Genomic DNA, 22039 nt, shown 5'->3' with positions numbered 1-22039 from the left:
GTTGTCCGGCGGAACCCGGCAACCCGAAGCGCGATTCGGAAGATGCCCAGCAGAATCCTGCGGGTGAAGCGGGATACATCCTGGGATGAAAACGCGAAACAAAAAAAGAACAATCCGGATACTGTCGGTTTTTCAATCGTTTGGCTCCCCTTGCCAGACGAGAACAAAGAAGGTACAAATTAGTAAGGATTACGGATTGTCCGGCCTTCATTGACGACCAAGGGGTGATGTATCATGGCTCAGAATTCTTTGCGGCTTGTAGAGGACAAAACGGTGGACAAATCAAAGGCTCTGGATGCGGCGCTGTCGCAAATCGAGCGTGCCTTCGGCAAGGGCTCGATCATGCGGCTCGGCGCAAACGAGCAGGTCGTCGAGATCGAAACGGTGCCGACCGGTTCGCTTGGCCTCGACATCGCGCTCGGCGTCGGCGGCCTGCCGCGCGGCCGCATCATCGAGATCTACGGGCCGGAAAGCTCAGGCAAGACGACGCTGGCGCTGCACACTGTGGCGGAGGCCCAGAAGAAGGGCGGCATCTGCGCCTTCGTCGATGCCGAGCACGCGCTCGACCCGGTCTATGCCCGCAAGCTCGGCGTCGACCTCGAAAACCTCTTGATCTCCCAGCCCGATACCGGCGAGCAGGCGCTGGAGATCTGCGACACGCTGGTGCGTTCCGGCGCCATCGACGTGCTGGTGGTCGATTCGGTCGCGGCGCTGACGCCGCGCGCCGAAATCGAAGGCGAGATGGGCGATTCGCTGCCCGGCCTGCAGGCCCGCCTGATGAGCCAGGCGCTGCGCAAGCTGACCGCCTCGATCTCGCGCTCCAACACCATGGTCATCTTCATCAACCAGATCCGCATGAAGATCGGCGTCATGTTCGGTTCGCCCGAGACCACGACCGGCGGCAACGCGCTGAAATTCTATGCTTCGGTGCGCCTCGACATTCGCCGCATCGGCTCGGTCAAGGACCGCGACGAGGTCGTCGGCAACCAGACCCGCGTCAAGGTGGTCAAGAACAAGCTGGCGCCGCCCTTCAAGGTGGTCGAGTTCGATATCATGTATGGCGAGGGCGTGTCCAAGACCGGCGAGCTGGTCGACCTCGGCGTCAAGGCCGGCGTGGTCGAAAAGTCGGGCGCCTGGTTCTCCTACAATTCGCAGCGTCTCGGCCAGGGCCGCGAGAACGCAAAACTGTTCCTGCGCGACAATCCTGACACGGCGCGCGAGATCGAATTGGCACTACGGCAGAATGCCGGGCTGATTGCGGAAAAGTTCCTCGAGAATGGTGGTTCCGAAGGCGGAGACGACGGTTTCGAGGACGAAGCCGGCGCCATGTAGGCTTCGGCAGTGGCCGGAGTTTGGCCATGATTCCGGCTCATCACCTCCAGCCTGTGTAATCGAGTTCTGTATTGTTGCGTTCGAACCGCCGGCCTAGCGCCGGCGGTTTGCGTTTCAGCGGTGGCGCCGAGATGACCGGCAAGCCCCGCAAATTGGCCCAATTCCGTGTTTCTGGACAGGGTGCAACGCGGCGGCTAAAAGGCCATGTCCATTTGCCGTCGGCCGGGCCGACGGCTCTCTCTAAAGCTAAAAGGCAGTGTTATTCATGAGTGGCGTGAATGAGATCCGGTCGACATTCCTCGACTATTTCCGCAAGGAGGGTCACGAGGTCGTCGCGTCGAGCCCGCTGGTGCCGCGCAACGACCCGACACTGATGTTCACCAATGCCGGCATGGTGCAGTTCAAGAACGTTTTCACCGGCCTGGAAAAGCGACCCTATTCGCGTGCCACGACAGCTCAGAAGAGTGTTCGCGCCGGCGGCAAGCACAACGACCTCGACAATGTCGGCTACACCGCGCGCCACCTGACCTTCTTCGAGATGCTCGGCAATTTCTCGTTCGGCGACTATTTCAAGGAGCGCGCCATCGAGCTTGCCTGGAACCTGATCACCAGGGAGTTCGGGCTGAAGAAGGACAAGCTGCTGGTCACGGTCTATCACACCGACGACGAGGCTGCCGACTACTGGAAGAAGATCGCCGGCTTTTCCGACGATCGCATCATCCGCATTCCGACCTCGGACAATTTCTGGGCGATGGGCGACACCGGACCTTGCGGTCCGTGCTCGGAGATCTTCATCGACCGTGGCGAGCACATCTGGGGCGGCCCTCCCGGCAGCCCCGAGGAGGATGGCGACCGTTTCCTCGAATTTTGGAACCTGGTGTTCATGCAGTACGAACAGGTGACGAAGGACGAGCGCATCGACCTGCCGCGCCCGTCGATCGACACTGGCATGGGCCTGGAGCGCATGGCCTCGATTCTGCAAGGGGTCGAGAGCGTCTTTGAGACCGACCTGTTCCGTCACCTGATCGAGGCTGCGTCATCCGCGCTCGGCCGCGGTCCGGATGCCGATACCGTCGGATCGTTCCGCGTCATCGCCGACCATTTGCGTTCGTCCTGCTTTCTGGTGGCAGACGGCGTGCTGCCGTCCAATGAGGGCCGCGGCTACGTGCTGCGTCGCATCATGCGCCGCGCCATGCGCCACGCGCAGCTTTTGGGCGCCGGTGATCCGCTGATGTGGCGGCTGGTGCCGGCGCTGGTGCGTGAGATGGGCCAGGCCTATCCGGAACTGGTGCGCGGCGAACAGATGATCACCGAGACGCTGAAGCTTGAAGAAACCCGTTTCCGCAAGACGCTGGTGCGCGGCTTGGGCCTGCTTTCGGAGGCGACGGAAAAGCTGGGTGCCGGCGACATGCTGGATGGCGAGACAGCCTTCAAGCTCTACGACACCTATGGCTTTCCGCTCGATCTGACGCAGGACGCGCTGCGTCAGCGCAACATCTCGGTCGATCTTGCCGGCTTCACCAATGCGATGGAGCAGCAGAAGGCCGAGGCGCGCAAGAGCTGGGCTGGTTCCGGCGAGGCCGCGACCGAAACAGTGTGGTTCCCGGTGCGCGAGAAGAATGGCGCCACCGAGTTCCTCGGCTACGAGACCGAGGAGGCGGAAGGCCTCATCCAGGCGCTGGTCAGGGACGGCAAGATCGTCGACAGCGCCGCCAACGGCGAGGCGGTTGCCGTAGTCGTCAACCAGACGCCGTTCTATGGCGAATCCGGCGGCCAGGTGGGTGATACCGGGGTCATTTCAGGCGAAGGGTTCTCAATCGAGATCTCCGATACGCAGAAGAAGGCCGACGGGCTTTTCGTGCATCTCGGCAAGGTGGCCGACGGCACGGTCGACACGGGCGCGACCGTCGAGCTGAAGGTCGACCATGCGCGCCGCTCCAGGCTGCGCGCGAACCATTCCGCGACGCATCTGATCCACGAAGCGCTGCGCGAGGTGCTCGGCACCCATGTCGCGCAGAAGGGCTCACTGGTCGCGCCCGAGCGTCTGCGCTTCGACATTTCGCACAACAAGCCGATCTCGCCTGACGAGATCGAAGAGNGATCGAAGAGGTCGAGCGGATGGCGAACGAGATCGTCGTCCAGAACAGTCCGGTCACCACGCGGCTGATGTCGGTTGACGATGCCATCGCCGAAGGCGCCGTGGCGCTGTTCGGCGAAAAGTATGGCGACGAGGTGCGCGTCGTTTCGATGGGCACGGGCTTGCATGGCGCCAAGGCCAACCGGCCCTATTCGGTCGAGCTATGCGGCGGCACCCATGTCAGGGCGACCGGCGATATCGGTCTGGTGCGCATCGTGTCGGACAGCGCCGTCGCTGCCGGCGTGCGCCGCATCGAGGCGCTGACCGGCGAGGCGGCCAGAAAGCATCTCGACGAGCAGGACAAGCGGCTGAAGGCGGCAGCGGCGGCGCTGAAGATTTCGCCGTCCGACGTGCCGGCCCGCGTCGAAGCGTTGCTCGACGAGCGCAAGAAGCTCGAGAAAGAACTGACCGAAGCGCGCAAGAAACTGGCGCTGGGCGACCGATCGCCAGCCGGCGTGCCTGCCGAGAACGAGACCATTGCCGGTGTCGGCTTCCTCGGCAAGGCGGTGTCGGGTGTCGCGCCGAAGGATCTGAAGCCGTTGGCCGATGCCGGCAAGAAGTCGCTCGGCTCCGGCGTTGTCGTCTTCGTCGGCGCCAGCGAGGACAACAAAGCCAGCGTCGTGGTCGGCGTCACCGACGACCTGACCGGCCGCTTCAGCGCTGTCGATCTGGTGCGTGTGGCGTCCGCGGTATTGGGCGGGCAGGGCGGCGGCGGTCGGCCTGACATGGCCCAGGCCGGCGGCCCGGACGCCTCAAGGGCCGAAGACGCGATCGCTGCGGTGAAAGCGGCCCTGGAGGCGGCCTGATTGGGTCTTGCCTTCTCCCCTTGTGGGAGAAGGTGGATTGGCGCGCAGCGCCAAGACGGATGAGGGGTGCTGGCCGGAGCGCTTTGGTGCCAAGCTGGAACACCCCTCATCCNCCCCTCATCCGACCTCGCTTCGCGAGGCCACCTTCTCCCACAAGGGGAGAAGGGGAGCGCCGCACCAGCGGGCAGGCACGGGCCCCTGCTGTCACCCGGCCTTCCCGGTCTTCGCAAAACTCGCACGCCCTGCGATGCGCATCCACCAATCCTGAATGTCGGCAAACTCCGCCAGCAGGTTTTGCCCCTCAGTGACCTTGACGAAATAGCCGATGATGGGTGCTGCATGCAGGTCGGCCAGCGTCAGTTGCTCGCCCAGCAGCCACCGCCCGGCGGCTTTCAGTGAAGTGAGTGCGCGAAGCACTGTCGCCGCCTGCAGAAGCCCATTGGCGATCAAAGCCTCGTCAGGCGTCGTTTTCTCCAGCCGCTCGACGGCGACATCCCAGACCATGGCCCGATAGGCATAGGCGTCGAGCATGCCGATGATCTGGTTCATACGTGCGCGAGATCGGGCTTCGGCCGGTTGCAACGTGGGGCCTTCGAAGGCTTCGTCGACATAGCGGGCGATCGCGCTGGTCTCGAAGAGGCGGAACCCGTCATGCTCGAAGGCCGGGATGCGGCCGAACGGCTGATGGTCGAGATACCAGCCCGGAATGCCGTCCGCCGCAAAGATGTCGACCGGCACGAGTTCGTAGCCGATGCCTTTTTCCTCGAGTGCGAGGCGGACGATGCGCACATAGACGCTGTAGTCCGCCCCGTAGACAACGGGCCTGCTCACAGCGCTGGTCAGGCCATCGCCTTCTGCAGATTCTCGTCGATCTTGTCGAGGAAGCCGGTGGTCGAAAGCCATGGCTGGTCGGGACCGATCAGCAGCGACAGATCCTTGGTCATGAAGCCGGCTTCGACGGTCTGGATGCAGACTTTTTCCAGCGTCTCGGCAAAACGCATCAGCTCGGCATTGTCGTCGAGTTTGGCGCGGTGCGCCAGGCCGCGCGTCCAGGCGAAAATCGAGGCGATCGAATTGGTCGAGGTTTCCTCGCCCTTCTGGTGCTGCCGATAATGACGGGTAACGGTGCCGTGCGCCGCCTCTGCCTCCACCGTCTTGCCGTCCGGCGTCATCAGCACCGAGGTCATCAGGCCGAGCGACCCAAAACCTTGCGCCACCGTGTCCGACTGCACGTCGCCATCATAGTTCTTGCAGGCCCAGATATAGCCGCCCGACCATTTCAGGCTGGAGGCGACCATGTCGTCGATCAGCCGGTGCTCGTACCAGAGCTTCTTGGCTTTGAACTCGGCTTCGAACTCTGCCTCGTAGACTTCCTGGAAAATGTCCTTGAAGCGGCCGTCATAGGCCTTGAGGATGGTGTTCTTGGTCGAGAGGTAGACCGGGTAGTTGCGCAGCAGGCCGTAATTGAGCGAGGCGCGGGCGAATTCGCGGATCGAGTCGTCGAGGTTGTACATGGCCATGGCGACGCCGGCGGCCGGCGCATCGAACACGTCATGCTCGATCACCTTGCCGTCCTCGCCGACGAACTTGATCGTCAGCTTGCCCTTGCCGGGGAAGCGGAAGTCGGTGGCGCGGTACTGGTCGCCGAAGGCATGACGGCCGACGATGATCGGCTTGGTCCAGCCGGGCACCAGCCGCGGCACGTTCTTCATGATGATCGGCTCGCGAAAGATGGTGCCGCCGAGGATGTTGCGGATGGTGCCGTTCGGCGACTTCCACATCTTCTTCAGCCCGAATTCCTCGACACGCTGCTCGTCGGGGGTGATCGTCGCGCATTTCACGCCGACGCCATGCTTCTTGATGGCATTGGCCGAATCGATGGTCACCTGGTCGTTGGTGGCGTCGCGGTGCTCAACGCTGAGGTCGTAATATTCAAGCTTGAGGTCGAGATAGGGGTGGATCAGCTTGTCCTTGATGAACTGCCAGATGATGCGGGTCATCTCGTCGCCGTCGAGTTCGACGACCGGGTTCGCCACCTTGATCTTCGCCATGGAAAGAATGCCTCATTGTTGGGGATCGGAACGGCCTTGCCCGCATGGCTTTGGCCGGGGATGCGGCCCGTATATCAAAGCATTTTTGGCCGCGCAAACGGCGATCCGCGCCAGCGGGCTCGCCCCTGGCATCGGGCCTTGCTTGCCAAAGCTTCATTTTCGCGGCCGGATATGGCAGGGGACGCTGAAATGCCGCAAACAGCAGTTCATTGAGACAATGCAAGTCAGCAACGACATCCTTCCAGCCCCCGGCCCGGCGATCATCCTGGTCGAGCCGCAGCTCGGCGAGAATATCGGCATGGTCGCGCGCGCCATGGCGAATTTCGGTCTGTCCGAACTGCGCCTCGTCAATCCGCGCGACGGCTGGCCGAGCGAAAAGGCGCGCGCTGCCGCGAGCCGCGCCGACCACGTCATCGATGCCGCTGGAGTATATGACGATCTGGCCTCGGCGGTCGCCGACCTGAACTTCGTCTTCGCCACCACGGCGCGCGCGCGCGATAATTTCAAACCGGTGCGCGGACCGGTCGAGGCGGGCAGGGCGCTGAGAGCGCGGCAGCGATCCGGACAGCGCACCGGCATCCTGTTCGGCCGCGAGCGGTTCGGGCTCTATAATGACGAGGTCGGCCTCGCCGACGAGATCGTCACCTTCCCGGTCGATCCCGCCTTCTCCTCGCTCAACATCGCCCAGGCCGCCCTGCTGATGTCCTATGAGTGGATGAAATCGGGCCTGGAAGATGAGACCAACACCAATTTTTCCAGTCCCGACATGATGCCGGCGTCCAAGGAACAGTTGCACGGCCTGTTCGCCTATCTGGAAGGCGCGCTCGAAGCGCGCGGCTATTTCCGCCCGGCGGCGAAGAAGCCGAAAATGGTCGACAATCTGCGCGCGGTGCTGACGCGCGCCGGCTTCGCCGAGCCGGAGCTCAAGGTGCTGCGGGGGATAATATCATCGCTGGACAGGTTTTCGCCGGCCATGCCGCGCGGCGACGGATCGCCGGGCGATGATCCAAGGCGGCTTCCGGCAGCGGCCCGCGTCGCCAAGGCGACAGACAAGGACTAGGCCTAAGAGACAGGCTTTTAGCCGTAACCGAATGTTATTTGCTGTGGTCCATCATCCCAAAAATGATGGATCAGGGATTTGTGATCATCTTCCCGCCGCAGGCCCGCAGCCTTCTCCGCCTTCTCCTGTAGACGATGACAATGACCGATCCTTCAAGCACCCGCCCGATCTTGATGTTCGATTCCGGCATCGGCGGCCTGACGGTGCTGCGCGAAGCGCGGGTGCTGATGCCCGACCGCCGCTTCGTCTATGTCGCCGACGACGCGGCCTTCCCTTACGGGGCTTGGGAGGAAGCGGCACTGAGGGCACATGTGCTGGAGCTGTTCGGCAAGCTGCTCGACCGTTTTTCGCCGGCCATTTCGGTCATCGCCTGCAATACCGCCTCGACGCTGGTCATCGATGCGTTGCGCGAAAGATTTCCCGGTCATCCTTTCGTCGGCACGGTGCCGGCGATCAAGCCGGCGGCGGAACGCACGCGCTCCGGGCTCGTTTCGGTGCTGGCGACGCCCGGCACCGTCAAGCGCCAGTATACCCGCGACCTGATCGGCAAATGGGCGCAAAAATGCCATGTCCGCCTGGTTGGCAGCGACCGTCTGGCGGGACTGGCCGAAGTCTATATGCGCGATGGCTTTGTCGATGAAGAGGCGGTGCGTGCCGAGATCGCGCCGTGCTTCGTCGAACATGACGAACTGCGGACCGACATCGTCGTGCTTGCCTGCACCCACTATCCCTTTCTGGCCAATCGCATGCGCAAGACGGCACCCTGGCCGGTCGATTGGCTCGATCCCGCCGAGGCGATCGCGCGACGGGCGCTCTCGCTGCTCGCGCATGCCGAGGCCAGCCACCGCGGCGAGACGTTGCCGGAAGGCGCCGACCTTGCTGTCTTCACCTCGAAGCGGGTCGATTTCCCGACCCGCCGCCTGATGCAGGGGTTTGGGCTGGCGATTTCCTGATATCTGGGAACATCATCCCGACCGCTGCGTTTTTCCCTCGTCGCAAGACGGGAGAAACGATCATGCCAGCCACTTCAAAAGCCCAGCAGAAAGCCGCCGGAGCGGCATTGTCCGCTAAGCGTGGCGAGACCAAGAAGAGCGAGCTCAAAGGCGCTTCGAAGGGAATGTACAAATCGATGAGCGAAAAGCAGCTCGAGGAGTTCGCCGAGACCAAGCGCAAGGGCCTGCCCGAGAAGAAATCGAAACACTAGCCGCTCGTCCGCAGCCGAGGTCGGTATCGGTCCCATGTTTGGATAGCCGCGGTCCAGCACGCGCGCACGGGCCGCGGCTGCCATCACCGACGCCAGCCGCGAACTGCCGCGAGCTTGACACCAGTTAAATCTCCGTTTAATCAGCCCACCAACACCGGGCCGCAATGTCCGGTGGTTTCTTTATGTGCGCAAGACATTTGGGAAGCCGCTCTATTCCTCCCGGAGTCTTGTCTAGAATGACGTGTCCCGTGGGTTTTCCGCCGCGTTGCGTGGGAGAACCCTGTCAGGTCTCGAAAACGGGGGCCAGAGGAGGGCGCGTTTCCTTCACCCGGACCATGAGGTGCCGGGTGTGTCTTTTTGAAAGGGAATGCGATGAGCAAGCGCGAATCCGCGAAATACAAGATCGACCGCCGTCTCGGCGAAAACATCTGGGGCCGCCCGAAGTCCCCGGTCAACAAGCGCGAATACGGTCCTGGCCAGCACGGCCAGCGCCGCAAGGGCAAGCTTTCCGATTTCGGCCTGCAGCTGCGTGCCAAGCAGAAGCTGAAGGGTCACTACGGCGACGTGTCGGAAAAGCAGTTCCGCAAGGTCTATGAAGAGGCGAACCGCCGCAAGGGCGACACCTCGGAGAATCTGATCGGCCTGCTCGAGTCGCGTCTCGACGCGGTCGTCTACCGCGCCAAGTTCGTGCCGACCATTTTTGCCGCTCGCCAGTTCGTCAATCACGGCCACATCAATGTCAACGGCAAGCGCGTCAACATCGGCTCGTACCGCTGCAAGCCGGGCGATGTCATCGAAGTGCGCGAAAAGTCGAAGCAGCTGGTGATCGTCCTGGAATCGGTAGGCCTGGCTGAGCGCGACGTGCCTGATTACATCGAGGTCGATCATAACAAGATGACGGCGTCCTTCGGGCGCATCCCCGGGCTGTCGGATGTTCCCTTCGCCGTGCAGATGGAACCGAACCTGGTCGTCGAATTCTATTCGCGCTGATCGATTTTTTTCATCTGCGACATCATCGAAGGCCGCCCTCGAGGCGGCCTTTTCTTTGGGGCTCCGAAAATCGATTTCGATTTTCGGGCCGATGCGCTACTCCGGGCAGCAACAAGGATTTTTGGGGCCGCCGCGCCATGAACATGCTGCCAGAAACAATCGAACCGATCACTGACGCCGCAGGCGGCTTTCATCCGCTGTTTGCCGATGTGCCGTCCTCCGTCGAATTCAACAAGCTGCGCAAGCGGCTGCTGCGTCTCGCCCGTCAGGCGATCGACGATTTTTCGATGGTCAGGCCCGGCGATCGCTGGCTGGTCGCCTTGTCCGGCGGCAAGGATTCCTACGGCCTGCTTGCGTTGCTGCTCGACCTCAAATGGCGCGGGCTGCTGCCGGTCGACCTGCTGGCCTGCAATCTCGACCAGGGCCAGCCGAACTTTCCAAAGCACATTCTGCCCGACTATCTCAACACATACGCCATTGCGCACCGCATCGAATATCAGGACACCTATTCGGTGGTGACCGACAAGCTTCCCCAGGGCAGCACCTATTGTTCGCTGTGCTCGCGGCTCAGGCGCGGCCATCTCTACCGCATCGCGCGGGAGGAGGGCTGCTCGGCTTTGGTGCTCGGCCACCACCGCGAAGACATTCTCGAAACCTTTTTCATGAACCTGTTGCATGGCGGGCGCCTCGCCGCCATGCCGCCAAAACTGCTCAACGACGACGGCGACGTCATGGTGCTGCGGCCGCTCGCCTATTGCGCCGAGGCCGATCTCGAAAAATTCGCCGGCGCCATGAAGTTCCCGATCATCCCGTGCGATCTGTGCGGCAGCCAGGACGGCTTGCAGCGTAATGCGATGAAGGCGATGCTCGACGACCTGGAAAAGCGCATGCCCGGCCGCAAGGACACGATGATCCACGCCATGACCAATGTGCGGCCCTCGCATCTGCTCGACAGAAAGCTGTTCGATTTCGCCGCCCTCAACGAGACCCCGACCGCAAGGCAAGACATTCCCGATGACATTTGACGATACCGCGATCGACTGGCTCGCCACGCTTCTGTCCGACGCTGCCATTGCCGAGATCATGCCGCGCTTTCGCCGGCTGGATGAGGGTGACATCCGCCAGAAGACCTCGGCAGCCGATCTGGTGACGGAGGCCGATGTGAGTGCCGAGCGGCTCATCACCGTCAGGCTGCGTGAACGCTACCCGCAGGCGATGATCGTCGGCGAGGAATCCTGCTCCGACGACCCGGCGCTGCTCCAGGGCCTCGGCGAAGCCGATCTCGCCTTCGTCATCGATCCGGTCGACGGCACTTTCAATTTCGCCTCCGGCGTGCCGCTGTTCGGCGTCATGCTGGGCGTCGTGGTGAAGGGCGAGACCGTCGCCGGCATCATTCACGATCCCATCGGCAAGGACTGGCTGATCGGCGCCAGCGGTGCTGGCAGCCACATACGGCATGCGCATGGCACTTTGGAGAAGGTGCATGTCGCCGAGCCTGCGCCGCTCTCGCAAATGACCGGCGCGGTTTCCTGGCAATATATGCCCGAGCCGGAACGGTCACGGCTGGCGCGCAACCAGACGAAATCCTTGTCGCAATTCGGCTATCGCTGCGCGGCTCACGAATACCGTCTGCTGGCGAGCGGCCACGCCCACTTCATCGTCTACAACAAGCTGATGCCGTGGGATCATCTGGCCGGTGTGCTGATCCATGCCGAGGCAGGTGGTTACGCCGCGCGTTTCGACGGTACCACCTATCGGCCTTCGCATGTCGGCGGTGGCCTTCTTGTCGCACCGGACGAAGCAAGCTGGCGCGAACTGCGCCGGGAACTGTGGGCGGAATAGGCCGTTTGGCATCGATCCGATTCGGGCCATGCCCGGCCGATCCGATTTTTGGGATCATCCGCTAATGCGGCGGTCAAACGCGACGCGCTTTAGGCGGGGCTGACGCCCAGGTTTCCGCTATGGCGACTACCGCGGCATTGATGGGTCCGCTCGGGATCGTCGGCATCACCGACGCGTCGACGATGAAGACGTTGTCGAAGCCGTTCAGCCGCAAATCCGGGTCGACGACTGCGTCGGCATCCCCGCCCATCCTGCACGTGCCGGCAGGATGATGATGTGTGGAGGCAGCGCTGGCGATGAAAGCGTCAAGCCCGTCGTCCGACTGCACCTGTGATCCCGGCAGGATTTCTACATCGCGCCACTCGTCGAGCGCTCGATGATGGCCAATCGCGCGCGCCGTCTTCAGCGCTATCCGGAAAACGGCTCGGTCATGTTCGGTTTCGAGATAATGCGGATCGATGATCGGTGCATCGTTTCGGCCCGGCCCGCTCGGTGCGATGCGCCCACGACTGGTCGGCTGGGTGACGCCGCATAGTATCGTGAAAGCCGAGCCGTAGGGCGGTGCATCCAAGCCCACTGCGGCCGATGGAGCAACGACGCAGGCGAGTACGATATCGGGGCTTCCCGTCGAACGGGTCGGGTCGCTGCCGTGCAGATACATCAGCGATTCCGAGTGCTGCAGGCGCGACGGGGGCAGCGGCTTTTTCGTGCTGTAGACGTTCCCAAGGGCCAGCAGATGGTCCTGCAGATTGCGGCCGACATCGCGCCGGTCGGCACGACAGCGAATCCCCGCCCGCTTCAGCGTATCCGGATCGCCGATGCCCGATCGCATGAGGATGAGCGGCGACGACACCGCGCCGGCACAAAGGATGATCCTGTCGGCGGAGATCGTCATGCTCTCCCCATCGCACACGACAGCCACACCCGTGGCCCGCTGGCCTTCCAGCACGAGGTGCTCGACTTCGTGAGCGGTGAGCAGAGCGAGGTTCGGTCGCACCATGACCTCCGGCGGCAGATAGGCGTCGGCGACGCTCAGGCGCTTGCCGGCGCGGATGTTCAGCGAATTAGGGCTCGTGCCAGCGAGCTCGCCGCTGTTGTGGTCGGTAAGGGCGGGGATCCCCATGGCCTGTCCAGCGGCTATATAGGCGCGGACGACGGGGCTGACCTCCGCATCCGGCAGATAGACGTCCAACGGTCCGCTGCGGCCGCGCGACGGCGCGTCGAAGGCGGTGAAAGCTTCGCTGCGGACGAAGCCCGGCAACAAGCCCGAAAAGGACCAGCGCTCGCCGCCTGCTACTGCCCAGGGCCGGAAATCATCGGGATGGCCACGCACATAGGCCATGGCATGCAGGCAGCTAGAACCGCCGACGATCTTTCCGCGCGGCCATTCGTGGACGCGGTTTGCGGTAAAGGGTTGCGGCACCGTCCGATAAGCCCAGTCATAAGCGCGGCCCTGCAGCATCGTCCATTTCAAAGGGTCGGCGATATCGGGATCGGACGGCATGGCCCCGGCTTCGATCAGGCCGACCTGGCACGAGCTGTCCTCGCTTAGCCGGCTAGCCACCACCGAGCCGGCAGATCCGGCGCCGACGACCAGCACGTCGAAATGACCCATCAATTTGAAAATTCCCGCGAGCAGGCTGTCTGGCTAGAAAGCGAGACGCTCATGCCGCAAAAGCGCCGGCATTCGACCGTTCCGTGATTCGTCTTTGCACGGATAGCAAATGCGCGCGCATGGCCGCTTCGGCTGCTTCGGGGTCGCGTTTCGAGATCGCTTCCGCGATCAGACGATGTTCGCCGTCGCGCTCGGCGATCCGCTTAGGGCAGGTGGGCGCTGCGGTCCGTGCGACCTTCACCCGCGCATCGACCCCGACCTGGCGCAGCATCTTGTAGAATTCGGCGGCAAGATGGTTGCGGGCGGCAGCAACAATGGCGGAATGAAAAGCGAAATCGACCGCGCCAGACGAGGCATTCTCCGGCGTGGTTGCCGCATCGATGATCCGGGCCGTCTCGAACGAGGACGCGCGCAGCGATGCCAGCCGGGCGAGGCCCGGTTCCATGAGCAGGCGCAACTCCAGAACCTCGATGGGGTTGGTTACCCTGACAAGTTCTTCGCCATATCGGGGCAGGGCGGTCGGCGCACGCCTGGCGCGCGTCGGTTTCAAATCACCTGATTGGCGCAGCATCTCGAGCGCCTTGCGAAGCTGATGACGTTTCACGTTGAGATGTTCGGCAAGGTCACGCTCGGAAGGAAGCTTGCCGCCACCCTGCTGCAACTGGCGGACCGCTGCGATGATGTCGTCGAGGTCCGACGATACGACCTGCGACTCGAATGTGCTCAAAACCAAATCTCCTGTCTGATCGGCAGCGGTCGACTCGACGTCCCGATATCAAGTTGTGACACGGAATCGATGAGAACAGCACTCAACCAACTCAACCAATCTACATCTGCGCCCGGTGGTTGACAACACCAGTTGCGCGATGGTTGAGTACCGCAGTTGTTTCTTTGACGGCTCATATCTCGGCGGGGCCGTCTTCTCCCGAGGACAGTGCATGCCGTTTGGGGAAACTTTCGACTATGTCATTGTCGGCGCCGGGTCGGCCGGCTGCGTGCTTGCAAACCGCCTGAGCGAAGATCCTGATGTTTCCGTGCTGCTCCTGGAAGCTGGCGACTGGGATCGCGATCCGATGATCCACATCCCGCTCGGCTGGGGTAAGATCCTGACCGAACGCCGTCATGACTGGATGTATTTCTGCGAGCCCGAGGCCAATGTCGGCGGACGCAAGGTCGAATGTGCGCGCGGCAAGGTCATCGGCGGCTCCTCCTCCACCAACGCCATGGCCTATGTGCGCGGCAATCGCGGCGATTACGACCGCTGGGCGGCCAGCGGTCTCACCGATTGGTCATTCGACAAGGTGCTGCCCTATTTCAAGAATCAGGAGCGCTGGGAAAAAGGCGAGAGCGACTATCGCGGCGGCAGCGGGCCGCTGAACACGCAGTTCTGCCGCTACAAGGACGAACTGATCGATGCCTTCGCTACGGCGAGCCGGGATGCCGGATATCCCCAGACCGACGATTACAATGGCCCGGTGCAGGAAGGCTTTGGCCGCCTGCAGATGACGATCGCAAACGGTCGCCGCTGCTCGACCGCGTCGGCCTATCTGCGTCCCGCCATGCGCCGCAGCAATGTCAAGGTGCTGACCGGCGCGATGGCGACGCGGATCGTGCTGAAGGATGGGCGAGCGACCGGCATCGCCTATACCAGGGGCGGCGCGACCCACCAGGTGCTGGCGCGGCATGAGGTCGTGCTTGCCGGCGGCGTCATCAACACGCCGCAGTTGCTGATGCTGTCGGGGATCGGCGATAGCGGCGAGCTCGCCGCGCATGGTATCGAGACGAAAGTAGACCGTCCGCAGGTCGGCAAGAACCTGCAGGACCATGTCTCGGTCATTCTGATGTATCGGCGCAAGCAGCCGGGGCCATTCCACAAGATGATGCGGGCCGATCGTATCGGGCTGGATTTCGTCAAGACCTATTTTACCGGAAAGGGCTTTTCGGGAGATGTGCCTGGCGGGGTCGTGGCGTTTCTGAAAAGCGATGCAAGCCGGCCGTTGCCGGATGTTCAGTTGCTTTTCACGGCTGCGCCGCTTGCCGCATGGCCTTACATGCCGCCATTCAAAGCTTCCTTCGCCGATGGCTTTGCGACCCGCATCGTCGCCGTCCAGCCGGAGAGCAGGGGGAGTGTGGAACTGGCGTCGAACGACCCGTTGGCCGCGCCGCTGATCCACCAGAATTTCCTGTCTTCGCCGCGCGACTGGCAGTCGCTTCGCGCCGGCTTCCGCGTCGCGCGCAACCTCGCTGCACAACCGTCGATGACGCCGTTCATCGCCTCGGAGTTCTTTCCGGGCTCACAATGCCAGAGCGACGATGAGATCGATGAGCATATTCGCAACACCTCGATCACTGTGCATCATCCGGCCGGCACCTGCCGCATGGGTGTCGACGCGGAGTCGGTGGTCGACCCGCAACTACGGGTGCGCGGCGTTGCCGGCCTTCGCGCGGTGGATGCTTCTGTGATGCCGGATCTCGTTTGCGGCAACATCAATGCGGCGGTCATCATGATCGCCGAAAAGGCCTCGGACCTGATCCGCGGCCGTGCTGAACAAAGCATGGCCGCCTGATTGCTGTCGCCCGGGTTCAACCAAGTTCCTTTGGTTGAAAACAAAATTCGAGTTGGTTGGGCTGCCGAGCGATTGCCACGGCCGCAATGGTACGATCCGCCGGCCATTTTCTCGCATCTTTTCGACTTTTTTGCCCCTTTTGGGGCCATTCGGCCTCCATAGAAGCACTCAACCAAAAATTTTTAAAATTCTCAGTTTTGGGATTGTCCAGAAAAACCAATCCGAATACGGTTGAGTTGGTTAAACGCATTTTCTTCGTGAAGAGAGGTGTCAGAGATGTCCTTGGCGCAACCGGCAGACCTTACCGTCACCAACAAGAAGGCAGCGCTGAAGGGCCTTTATGACGCCCTCTACGAAAAGAATATGTTCCCGTTCTGGGCGACGTCGGAAGGCGTCGATCACGACGAGATCAAGCAGCTCATGGCGACCTCGAAGGCGATCCCCTTCGTCTGGTCCTATGCCGATATCGAGCCGCTGCTGCAGCGCGCCGCCGAACTGGTGACCATGGACGACAGCGAGCGCCGGTCGCTGATCTTGGTCAATCCGGGGCTCGCGCCCAAGCGCGCCTCGGTCAGCACCATGTACACCGCCTACCGCCTGAATGATCCGGACGAGATCATGCCGCCGCACAAGCATTCGCCGAGCGCCATACGTTTTGGCCTGACCGGCAAGGGCAATTTTACCGGCGTCGAGGGCGAGGACGTGGTTTTCGGCCCCGGCGACATGGTGCTGACGCCGAACGACGCCTGGCACAATCACGGCACGGTCGGCGGCGAACAGGCGGTCAACCTTTCGGTCCTCGACCTGCCGCTGGTCGAGACGCTGCACGCGGTGCATTTCGATCACAAATACACCGAGATGGTCGACGGCAAGGAAGTCGAGAAGAAGGTGCAGACCGCGTGTTTTCCGAGCAATTATTCGCAGCGAATCTATGGCGAGGGCGGCCTGATGCCGCGCTTCGTCGACCACAAGCGCGGCGGCGGCCTGTCGTCGCCGATGTATGTCTATCGCTGGGAAAAGATGGAAGCGATCCTCGACGCGCACAAGGATTGGGACGGCGATCCGCATGAAGGCATCGTCATCGACTATGTCGACCCCACCACCGGCGGCCCGGTCTTCCGCACGATCAACTTCTACGTGCAGATGTTGCGGCCGGGCGAAAAGACGCTGCCGCAGCGCGAGACCGCCAGCCTGCTCTTGGCGCCGTTCCGCGGCAATGGCCATTCGATGATCGACGGCAAGCGCTACGACTGGAACCAGTTCGACACGATCGCCATACCGGGCGGTTGCTGGGTCGAGCATATCAATGGCTCCTCGACCGAGCCGGTCATCTTCTTCGGCGCGACCGATGCGCCGACACAGAAGGCGCTGCTGCTCTACAAGCGCTGGGGCCGCAACCAGGCCGGCGATCTGCTCCGCATCGTCTAGTTTGCAGCGGAAACCGTCCGCGCCGCCATAATGGCGCGGACATCGAAAGAGACGGTTCAGCAGCAAGGGCGGATGCATTTGGTTTCGGCGTTCAACACAAAGCAGATCGGCCATGTCGACTGTCCGGGCGGTGGTCAGGTCTGGGTCGACGGCAACATTCTCTATATCGGCCACATGCGTCCGCCGAGCGGCACGACGCTTGTCGACATTTCCGATCCGCGCAATCCCAAGAAGGTCGCGACGATCGACGTTCCGCCCGGCTGGCACTCGCACAAGGTGCGCGCCCAGGACGGTCTGATGATCATCAACCACGAGCGCTTCGGCAATGCGGGCCCGGCCGATTTCGGCGGCGGCCTGGCGCTCTACGACACGACCCGACCGGCGGAGCCGCGGCTGATCTCGAAGTGGATAACCGCCGGCCATGGCGTGCATCGCTACGACTATGACGGCCGCTACGCCTATATCTCGCCGACCGCCGACGGCTATGTCGGCAACATCGTGATGATCCTCGACCTGATCGATCCGGTAAATCCGGTCGAAATCGGCCGCTGGTGGATACCGGGGCAATGGACCGGCGGCGGCGAAGAGTATCCGTGGCATGATTACGTCACGCCGCGCTGCCACCATCCGTTACGCATGGGCGACCGGCTCTATGTCAGCTACTGGCATCACGGCCTGTTCATCCTCGACATTTCCGACATTTCGAAGCCGAAGCTTGTCTCGCATGTCAATTCGAGCCCGAGCTTCCCGCATCCCACGCACACATGCCTGCCGATCCCGCAGCCCCTCAAGGGCCGCAACATCATGGTGGTGGCGGACGAGGATGTCGCCAAGCTCCGACCTTCGCCGCCGGCCTTCACCTGGATCTACGACATCACCGACGAGACGAACCCGCTGCCGATCTCGACCTTCCAGGTGCCTGGCCTCGACCCGGATGGCGAACCACAACCGCCTATGACCGGCTGCCATCAGCCTTCCGAGCGGTTCAAGGGCACCATCATTCCGTTTGCATGGTTCGCCCAGGGGCTGCGGCTGGTCGACATCGCCGACCCGTTCGCACCCAAGGAGGTCGGCCATTTCGTGCCCGATGCGCCTGAGGGCGCCGAGCGATCGTCTTCCAACGACGTCACCATCGACGATCGCGGCATCGTCTACCTTATCGACCGCGTCCGTGGCGTCGATATCATCGAAACCAGCGTTCTCTAGGGGGATAGGTTGAGCGACAGCACGCGAAAATCCGCCAGCCACTACGCCATTGGCAAGAAGAATCCGAACCTGCCGTTTCATCCGGCGGTGCGTGCCGGCGATTTCATTTTCGTCTCCGGCCAGGTGCCGAAGGACGAGAGCAATAACATGATCAGCGGCACGATCGAGGAAGAGACGCTGGCGACGCTGAGGACCATCGCGCGCGTCATTGCCGATGAGGGCGCAACGCTCTCCGATGTCGTGCGGATCACCACCTATCTCGAGGATACGCGCGACTTCGGCCGCTACAACAAGGCGTTTCTCGAAGGGATCGGCGACGCGGTGCTGGCGCGCACAACGGTGGAGGCAAAGGCCGTCATCAATACCAAGATCGAAATGGACGCTATCGTCTACAAGCCGCTGCCGGCCGGCAAGTAGGCCACGACACAATCGAGGAGATGATATGTACAAGCTCTTAGGCCGCCAGACATCGGGCAACGTTCAAAAGGTGCTCTTCATGCTCGAAGAGCTTGGGGCGCCATACAAGCGCGAAGATTACGGCCGCCAGTTCGAAAACACCCAGACGGCCGAATACAAGGCGCTTAATCCGACGTCGAAAGTCCCGACGCTGGTCGACGGCGACACCGTGATCTGGGAGTCCAACACCATCCTGCGCTATCTCGCGGCATCCGGCGGTGAGCGGCTGAATGGCGCCACCCCTGCGGAAAAGACCGAGGTCGAGCGCTGGATGGATTTTCTGCTGGCGGCGGTCAATCCCGGCTATATGGCTGCCTTCAAGGGCGCCAAGCTGACGCCAGAGGAACAGACCGCCGAATACAAGGAACAGGTCAAGGACCTGGTGGCGCAGCTCAAGATCATCGACGGGCATCTGGCCGGCAAGGAATTCCTGGCGCTGGGAAAGCTGACCATTGCCGACGTCGCCTGCGCACCGATCCTGAAACGTTGCATCGACTTCAAGATCGACCGGCCGTCGCTGCCCAATCTCGAGCGCTGGGTCGCCGCAATCGCCGCTCGTCCAGCCTTCAAGGCGGCAACCGCTGCGGCTCCCGCAAAGGCCGCATGATGATCAAGCGCGCCGCTCTCATCGGACTGGGAACGATGGGTCCGGGCATCGCCGCGCGGCTTTCGCGCGGCGGGCTCGACGTGGCGGCGTACGATGTTTCCGATGTCGCGGTCGAACGCGCCCGCGGCACGCTCGACATCGCCGGCGGGGTTCTGGACCGTCTCGACATCAAGGTGCCGGCAACGGGCGCCGGCACGGTGCGCTTCGTCCGCACCATCGCCGAGGCCGTCGATGGGGCGGAACTGGTCATCGAGAATGTGCCTGAGAATATCGACACCAAGGCCGAAACCTATCGCGCCATCGACCCGCTGATCGGCTCTTCGGTGATCGTCGCCTCGGACACGTCGGGTATTCCGATCACCAAGCTGCAGGCCCATATCTCGCACCCCGACAGGATGGTCGGCATGCACTGGTCGAACCCGCCGCACATCATCCCGATGATCGAGGTGATCGGCGGCGAGAAGACCGCGCCCGAAACGGTGGCGACGATACGCGACCTGATCCGCTCGATCGGGCTGTTGCCGGTGGTCGTGAAGAAAGACGTTCCCGGCTTCGTCGAAAATCGCGTGCTTTACGCACTGCTGCGTGAAGCGGTGGATCTGGTCGAGCGCGGCGTCATCGAACCGGAGGATCTCGACACCTGCGTATCCTGGGGCATCGGCTACAAGATCGCCGTCATCGGGCCAATGGCACTGCTCGATATGGCCGGCCTCGATATCTACAAATCCGTCTCTTCGTTCCTGAACGCCGATCTCTCCAATCGGGATGATGTGGCGCCGATGGTGCTGGAGAAGACCGGTGCATCGAAGTTCGGCATCAAGTCGGGCGAAGGCATGTTCTCCTATACGCCCGAGCAGATAAGGGCGCTGCAAGGCGAACGGGCGCGCAAGCTGGTCGCGGTGCGACGCATCCTCGAGGGCCGGGAGTAGCCGATGGCACGAGTTAGGCATGAGGCTGGCTATGCCGGGGACTTCACCCGGTTGGCCGTTCATGCGGACTGTGCCATCAAGACAGCGCTGCTGCGGCCAATCACAATGCATGGGGTGATCGACCATGCAGGTTGAAACCATTCGACCCGCCGGCGGCCGACCGACCCACATCCGCCACGACGACCTCATTTCCGCCAAAGGCGTTTCGGTGGTCATGGGCACGGATCGCAACCGGCAGCTGATCCTCAGGGATATAGACCTTGCAGTTCCGCAAGGCTCGTTCGTTTCCCTGATCGGCCCTTCGGGTTGCGGCAAGAGTACGCTGCTCAAAGTGCTGGCTGGGTTGGTAAATCCGAGCAGCGGCAGCGTCTCGGTTGCCGGCGTTTCGCCAGGCGAAGCGGCGCGCAAGCGGATGATCGGTCTGGTCTTTCAGGATGCCAATCTGCTGCCGTGGAAAAACGCCGTCGACAATGCCTCGATGCTGCTCGGCATCGCCGACAAATCGATGTCGCGCTCGGCGCTGCGGGCACGTGGACAGGAAATGCTGGATCTGGTGGGACTTGGCGATGCCGCCCACAAGCGCCCAAACGAACTGTCTGGCGGCATGCGGCAGCGGGTTGCCATCGCCCGGGCTTTGGCGCTCGATCCGGCGGTCTTGCTGATGGACGAGCCGTTTGGCGCCCTTGACGCGATCACCCGCGACTCGATGGGCCAGTCGCTGCTGGAGATCTGGCAGCGGACCGGCAAGACGATCGTCTTCGTGACGCATTCGATCGACGAAGCCATTCAGTTGTCGCGCCAGGTCCATGTTCTGGGAATCAAACCGGGACGCATTACCCAGAGCCTGGACATTCCGCTGCCTTATCCGCGCGACGCTTCCGTGACCGAAGTCCCCGAATTCGTCAGGCTGGTGCTTCAGCTTCGAACGATGCTGCGCTCCAGTCACCAGCCGGGAGGCGCGACGTGAGCAGGCAACCCCTCATGAATCTCTCATCGCCGCAACCGGTTTCCGGCTGGGACGCGGCAACGAGCAGCTGGCTTCCGGCGGCTATCCTTCTGCTGGTGACGATCGTGGTGTGGGAAGCCGCGGTGCGGATATTCTCGATATCTTCCTTTATCGTTCCTGCCCCATCCGAGATTGCGAAATCGGTGGTCGCACAGTGGGGCACTCTCATGCAGGCGACGGTGGTCACGGCAGGCGAAATCCTGTTTGGCTTTCTTGTCTCGGTCATAGTCGGCATTGCGCTTGCTCTCGTCATCGTGCGCTTCGATTGGCTGGGCCGCGCGCTCTACCCGCTCGTCGTGCTGTTCCAGAATGTGCCGAAGGTCGCGCTGGCGCCGATCTTCATCCTCTGGTTCGGTTATGGGCTCGCTCCCAAAATCGGTCTGATTCTGGTCATCGCCTTCTTCCCGGTGACGCTGTCGATGCTGGCCGGCATGCAATCGGTCGACCGTTCGCTTCTGTCGCTGATGAATTCGGTCGGCGCCAGCCCGACCCAGATCCTGTTCAGGATCCGTGTCCCCCATTCGCTTCCGAGCCTGATGGCCGGGACCAAGATAGCCGCGACCCTGAGCGTGATCGGCGCCATCGTCGGCGAATTTGCCGGAGCCTCGGACGGGCTCGGCTACGTCATCCAATTCGCGTCGACCCAACTCGACACGGCCCTTGTTTTCGCGGCGCTGCTGCTGGTTTCAGTGCTCGGCATCGCCTTCTACTACGCAGCCGAAATTCTTGAACGTGTCGTGGTGCCGTGGGCGCCGAAATTCAGCCAGGCCTAGGATCTTTCGAACAACCAAACAAGGGAACAG

At 62.4% G+C, this 22039-nt stretch carries 20 protein-coding genes and 1 pseudogene; 16 read left to right on the top strand and 5 right to left on the bottom strand.

Features of this window, described 5'->3' with window-relative positions; translation table 11 throughout:
• Positions 1 to 234 precede the first annotated feature (234 nt).
• Positions 235 to 1332 (top strand): recombinase RecA, encoded by a 1098-nt coding sequence (gene recA / locus X738_RS53235; protein WP_023798282.1) that lies wholly within the window; start codon positions 235 to 237, stop codon positions 1330 to 1332.
• Positions 1333 to 1597: 265 nt separating this feature from the next.
• Positions 1598 to 4275: pseudogene (gene alaS, locus X738_RS53230) on the top strand (alanine--tRNA ligase).
• Positions 4276 to 4479: 204 nt separating this feature from the next.
• Here the strand turns inward: alaS and X738_RS53225 are convergent.
• Both X738_RS53225 and X738_RS53220 read right to left on the bottom strand, forming a co-directional pair.
• Positions 4480 to 5106 (bottom strand): glutathione S-transferase family protein, encoded by a 627-nt coding sequence (locus tag X738_RS53225; protein WP_023798281.1) that lies wholly within the window; start codon positions 5104 to 5106, stop codon positions 4480 to 4482.
• Positions 5107 to 5114: 8 nt separating this feature from the next.
• Positions 5115 to 6326, bottom strand: a complete 1212-nt coding sequence (locus X738_RS53220) for an NADP-dependent isocitrate dehydrogenase (RefSeq protein ID WP_023798280.1) — start codon at positions 6324 to 6326, stop codon at positions 5115 to 5117.
• 217 nt (positions 6327 to 6543) lie between these two features.
• Here X738_RS53220 and X738_RS53215 point away from each other — a divergent pair, with 217 nt between their 5' ends.
• The 6 genes from X738_RS53215 to X738_RS53190 all read left to right on the top strand — a co-directional run bounded on the left by X738_RS53215 (position 6544) and on the right by X738_RS53190 (position 11422).
• Positions 6544 to 7386, top strand: coding sequence for an RNA methyltransferase (locus X738_RS53215; RefSeq protein WP_023798279.1), 843 nt, complete (start codon positions 6544 to 6546; stop codon positions 7384 to 7386).
• A 140-nt stretch (positions 7387 to 7526) separates the two neighbouring features.
• Positions 7527 to 8339: a glutamate racemase gene (gene murI / locus X738_RS53210; protein ID WP_023798278.1), complete on the top strand. Its 813-nt coding sequence runs from the start codon at positions 7527 to 7529 to the stop codon at positions 8337 to 8339.
• Positions 8340 to 8401: 62 nt separating this feature from the next.
• A complete protein-coding gene (locus X738_RS53205; RefSeq protein WP_023717374.1) occupies positions 8402 to 8590 on the top strand; it encodes a DUF3008 family protein in 189 nt (62 codons plus the stop codon).
• Positions 8591 to 8962: 372 nt separating this feature from the next.
• Positions 8963 to 9580, top strand: a complete 618-nt coding sequence (gene rpsD / locus X738_RS53200; RefSeq protein ID WP_023798277.1) for a 30S ribosomal protein S4 — start codon at positions 8963 to 8965, stop codon at positions 9578 to 9580.
• A 137-nt stretch (positions 9581 to 9717) separates the two neighbouring features.
• Entirely contained in the window at positions 9718 to 10605 is an 888-nt protein-coding gene (gene ttcA, locus X738_RS53195) for a tRNA 2-thiocytidine(32) synthetase TtcA (RefSeq protein ID WP_023798276.1), read from the top strand.
• Positions 10595 to 11422, top strand: a complete 828-nt coding sequence (locus X738_RS53190; RefSeq protein ID WP_023798275.1) for an inositol monophosphatase family protein — start codon at positions 10595 to 10597, stop codon at positions 11420 to 11422. Before ttcA ends, X738_RS53190 begins: the two co-directional genes overlap by 11 nt.
• 73 nt (positions 11423 to 11495) lie before the next feature.
• On the opposite strand, the gene X738_RS53185 is transcribed toward X738_RS53190, so the two are convergent.
• Positions 11496 to 13040 (bottom strand): GMC family oxidoreductase N-terminal domain-containing protein, encoded by a 1545-nt coding sequence (locus X738_RS53185; protein ID WP_198032790.1) that lies wholly within the window; start codon positions 13038 to 13040, stop codon positions 11496 to 11498.
• Positions 13041 to 13086: 46 nt separating this feature from the next.
• Positions 13087 to 13764: a FadR/GntR family transcriptional regulator gene (locus tag X738_RS53180; RefSeq protein WP_023798273.1), complete on the bottom strand. Its 678-nt coding sequence runs from the start codon at positions 13762 to 13764 to the stop codon at positions 13087 to 13089.
• 211 nt (positions 13765 to 13975) lie between these two features.
• Here X738_RS53180 and X738_RS53175 point away from each other — a divergent pair, with 211 nt between their 5' ends.
• Positions 13976 to 15604 carry a GMC family oxidoreductase gene (locus X738_RS53175; protein ID WP_023798272.1) on the top strand — a complete coding sequence of 543 codons (1629 nt, stop codon included), beginning with the start codon at positions 13976 to 13978 and terminating at the stop codon, positions 15602 to 15604.
• Between the two features lie 16 nt (positions 15605 to 15620).
• Here the strand turns inward: X738_RS53175 and X738_RS84645 are convergent, their stop codons facing one another.
• Positions 15621 to 15854 carry a hypothetical protein gene (locus X738_RS84645; RefSeq protein ID WP_156942568.1) on the bottom strand — a complete coding sequence of 78 codons (234 nt, stop codon included), beginning with the start codon at positions 15852 to 15854 and terminating at the stop codon, positions 15621 to 15623.
• A 26-nt stretch (positions 15855 to 15880) separates the two neighbouring features.
• Between X738_RS84645 and X738_RS53170 the strand changes: the two genes are divergently transcribed.
• The 7 genes from X738_RS53170 to X738_RS53140 all read left to right on the top strand — a co-directional run bounded on the left by X738_RS53170 (position 15881) and on the right by X738_RS53140 (position 22009).
• Positions 15881 to 17032 (top strand): cupin domain-containing protein, encoded by a 1152-nt coding sequence (locus X738_RS53170; protein WP_023798271.1) that lies wholly within the window; start codon positions 15881 to 15883, stop codon positions 17030 to 17032.
• 72 nt (positions 17033 to 17104) lie between these two features.
• A complete protein-coding gene (locus tag X738_RS53165) occupies positions 17105 to 18238 on the top strand; it encodes an LVIVD repeat-containing protein (protein WP_031254596.1) in 1134 nt (377 codons plus the stop codon).
• Between the two features lie 9 nt (positions 18239 to 18247).
• On the top strand, positions 18248 to 18655 hold the full coding sequence (locus tag X738_RS53160; protein WP_023798269.1) for a RidA family protein: 408 nt from the start codon (positions 18248 to 18250) through the stop codon (positions 18653 to 18655).
• Between the two features lie 25 nt (positions 18656 to 18680).
• Entirely contained in the window at positions 18681 to 19301 is a 621-nt protein-coding gene (locus tag X738_RS53155; RefSeq protein WP_023798268.1) for a glutathione S-transferase family protein, read from the top strand.
• Entirely contained in the window at positions 19301 to 20230 is a 930-nt protein-coding gene (fhmpcd1, locus tag X738_RS53150) for a 5-formyl-3-hydroxy-2-methylpyridine 4-carboxylate 5-dehydrogenase (protein ID WP_023798267.1), read from the top strand. The genes X738_RS53155 and fhmpcd1 overlap by 1 nt, the downstream gene beginning before the upstream one ends.
• Before the next feature lie 124 nt (positions 20231 to 20354).
• Complete coding sequence (locus tag X738_RS53145; RefSeq protein ID WP_023798266.1) at positions 20355 to 21197, top strand: ABC transporter ATP-binding protein; 843 nt, start codon at positions 20355 to 20357, stop codon at positions 21195 to 21197.
• 14 nt (positions 21198 to 21211) lie between these two features.
• On the top strand, positions 21212 to 22009 hold the full coding sequence (locus tag X738_RS53140) for an ABC transporter permease (protein WP_245277616.1): 798 nt from the start codon (positions 21212 to 21214) through the stop codon (positions 22007 to 22009).
• Positions 22010 to 22039: the final 30 nt, after the last annotated feature.

Origin of the sequence: Mesorhizobium sp. L48C026A00 (assembly GCF_000502375.1) — a bacterium.
Classification (GTDB): domain Bacteria; phylum Pseudomonadota; class Alphaproteobacteria; order Rhizobiales; family Rhizobiaceae; genus Mesorhizobium; species Mesorhizobium muleiense.
The sequence above is the reverse complement of the archived record's forward strand: the minus strand, read 5'-3'. Positions and strand labels throughout refer to the sequence as shown.

Excerpts from the sequence above, each read along its gene's own strand:
- recA (WP_023798282.1), top strand. The coding sequence starts at position 235 with ATGGCTCAGAATTCTTTGCGGCTTGTAGAGGACAAAACGGTGGACAAA.
- X738_RS53220 (WP_023798280.1), bottom strand. The coding sequence starts at position 6,326 with ATGGCGAAGATCAAGGTGGCGAACCCGGTCGTCGAACTCGACGGCGAC.
- X738_RS53215 (WP_023798279.1), top strand. The coding sequence starts at position 6,544 with ATGCAAGTCAGCAACGACATCCTTCCAGCCCCCGGCCCGGCGATCATC.
- murI (WP_023798278.1), top strand. The coding sequence starts at position 7,527 with ATGACCGATCCTTCAAGCACCCGCCCGATCTTGATGTTCGATTCCGGC.
- X738_RS53205 (WP_023717374.1), top strand. The coding sequence starts at position 8,402 with ATGCCAGCCACTTCAAAAGCCCAGCAGAAAGCCGCCGGAGCGGCATTG.
- rpsD (WP_023798277.1), top strand. The coding sequence starts at position 8,963 with ATGAGCAAGCGCGAATCCGCGAAATACAAGATCGACCGCCGTCTCGGC.
- ttcA (WP_023798276.1), top strand. The coding sequence starts at position 9,718 with ATGAACATGCTGCCAGAAACAATCGAACCGATCACTGACGCCGCAGGC.
- X738_RS53190 (WP_023798275.1), top strand. The coding sequence starts at position 10,595 with ATGACATTTGACGATACCGCGATCGACTGGCTCGCCACGCTTCTGTCC.
- X738_RS53175 (WP_023798272.1), top strand. The coding sequence starts at position 13,976 with ATGCCGTTTGGGGAAACTTTCGACTATGTCATTGTCGGCGCCGGGTCG.
- X738_RS84645 (WP_156942568.1), bottom strand. The coding sequence starts at position 15,854 with ATGCGTTTAACCAACTCAACCGTATTCGGATTGGTTTTTCTGGACAAT.
- X738_RS53170 (WP_023798271.1), top strand. The coding sequence starts at position 15,881 with ATGTCCTTGGCGCAACCGGCAGACCTTACCGTCACCAACAAGAAGGCA.
- X738_RS53165 (WP_031254596.1), top strand. The coding sequence starts at position 17,105 with ATGCATTTGGTTTCGGCGTTCAACACAAAGCAGATCGGCCATGTCGAC.
- X738_RS53155 (WP_023798268.1), top strand. The coding sequence starts at position 18,681 with ATGTACAAGCTCTTAGGCCGCCAGACATCGGGCAACGTTCAAAAGGTG.
- fhmpcd1 (WP_023798267.1), top strand. The coding sequence starts at position 19,301 with ATGATCAAGCGCGCCGCTCTCATCGGACTGGGAACGATGGGTCCGGGC.
- X738_RS53145 (WP_023798266.1), top strand. The coding sequence starts at position 20,355 with ATGCAGGTTGAAACCATTCGACCCGCCGGCGGCCGACCGACCCACATC.
- X738_RS53140 (WP_245277616.1), top strand. The coding sequence starts at position 21,212 with ATGAATCTCTCATCGCCGCAACCGGTTTCCGGCTGGGACGCGGCAACG.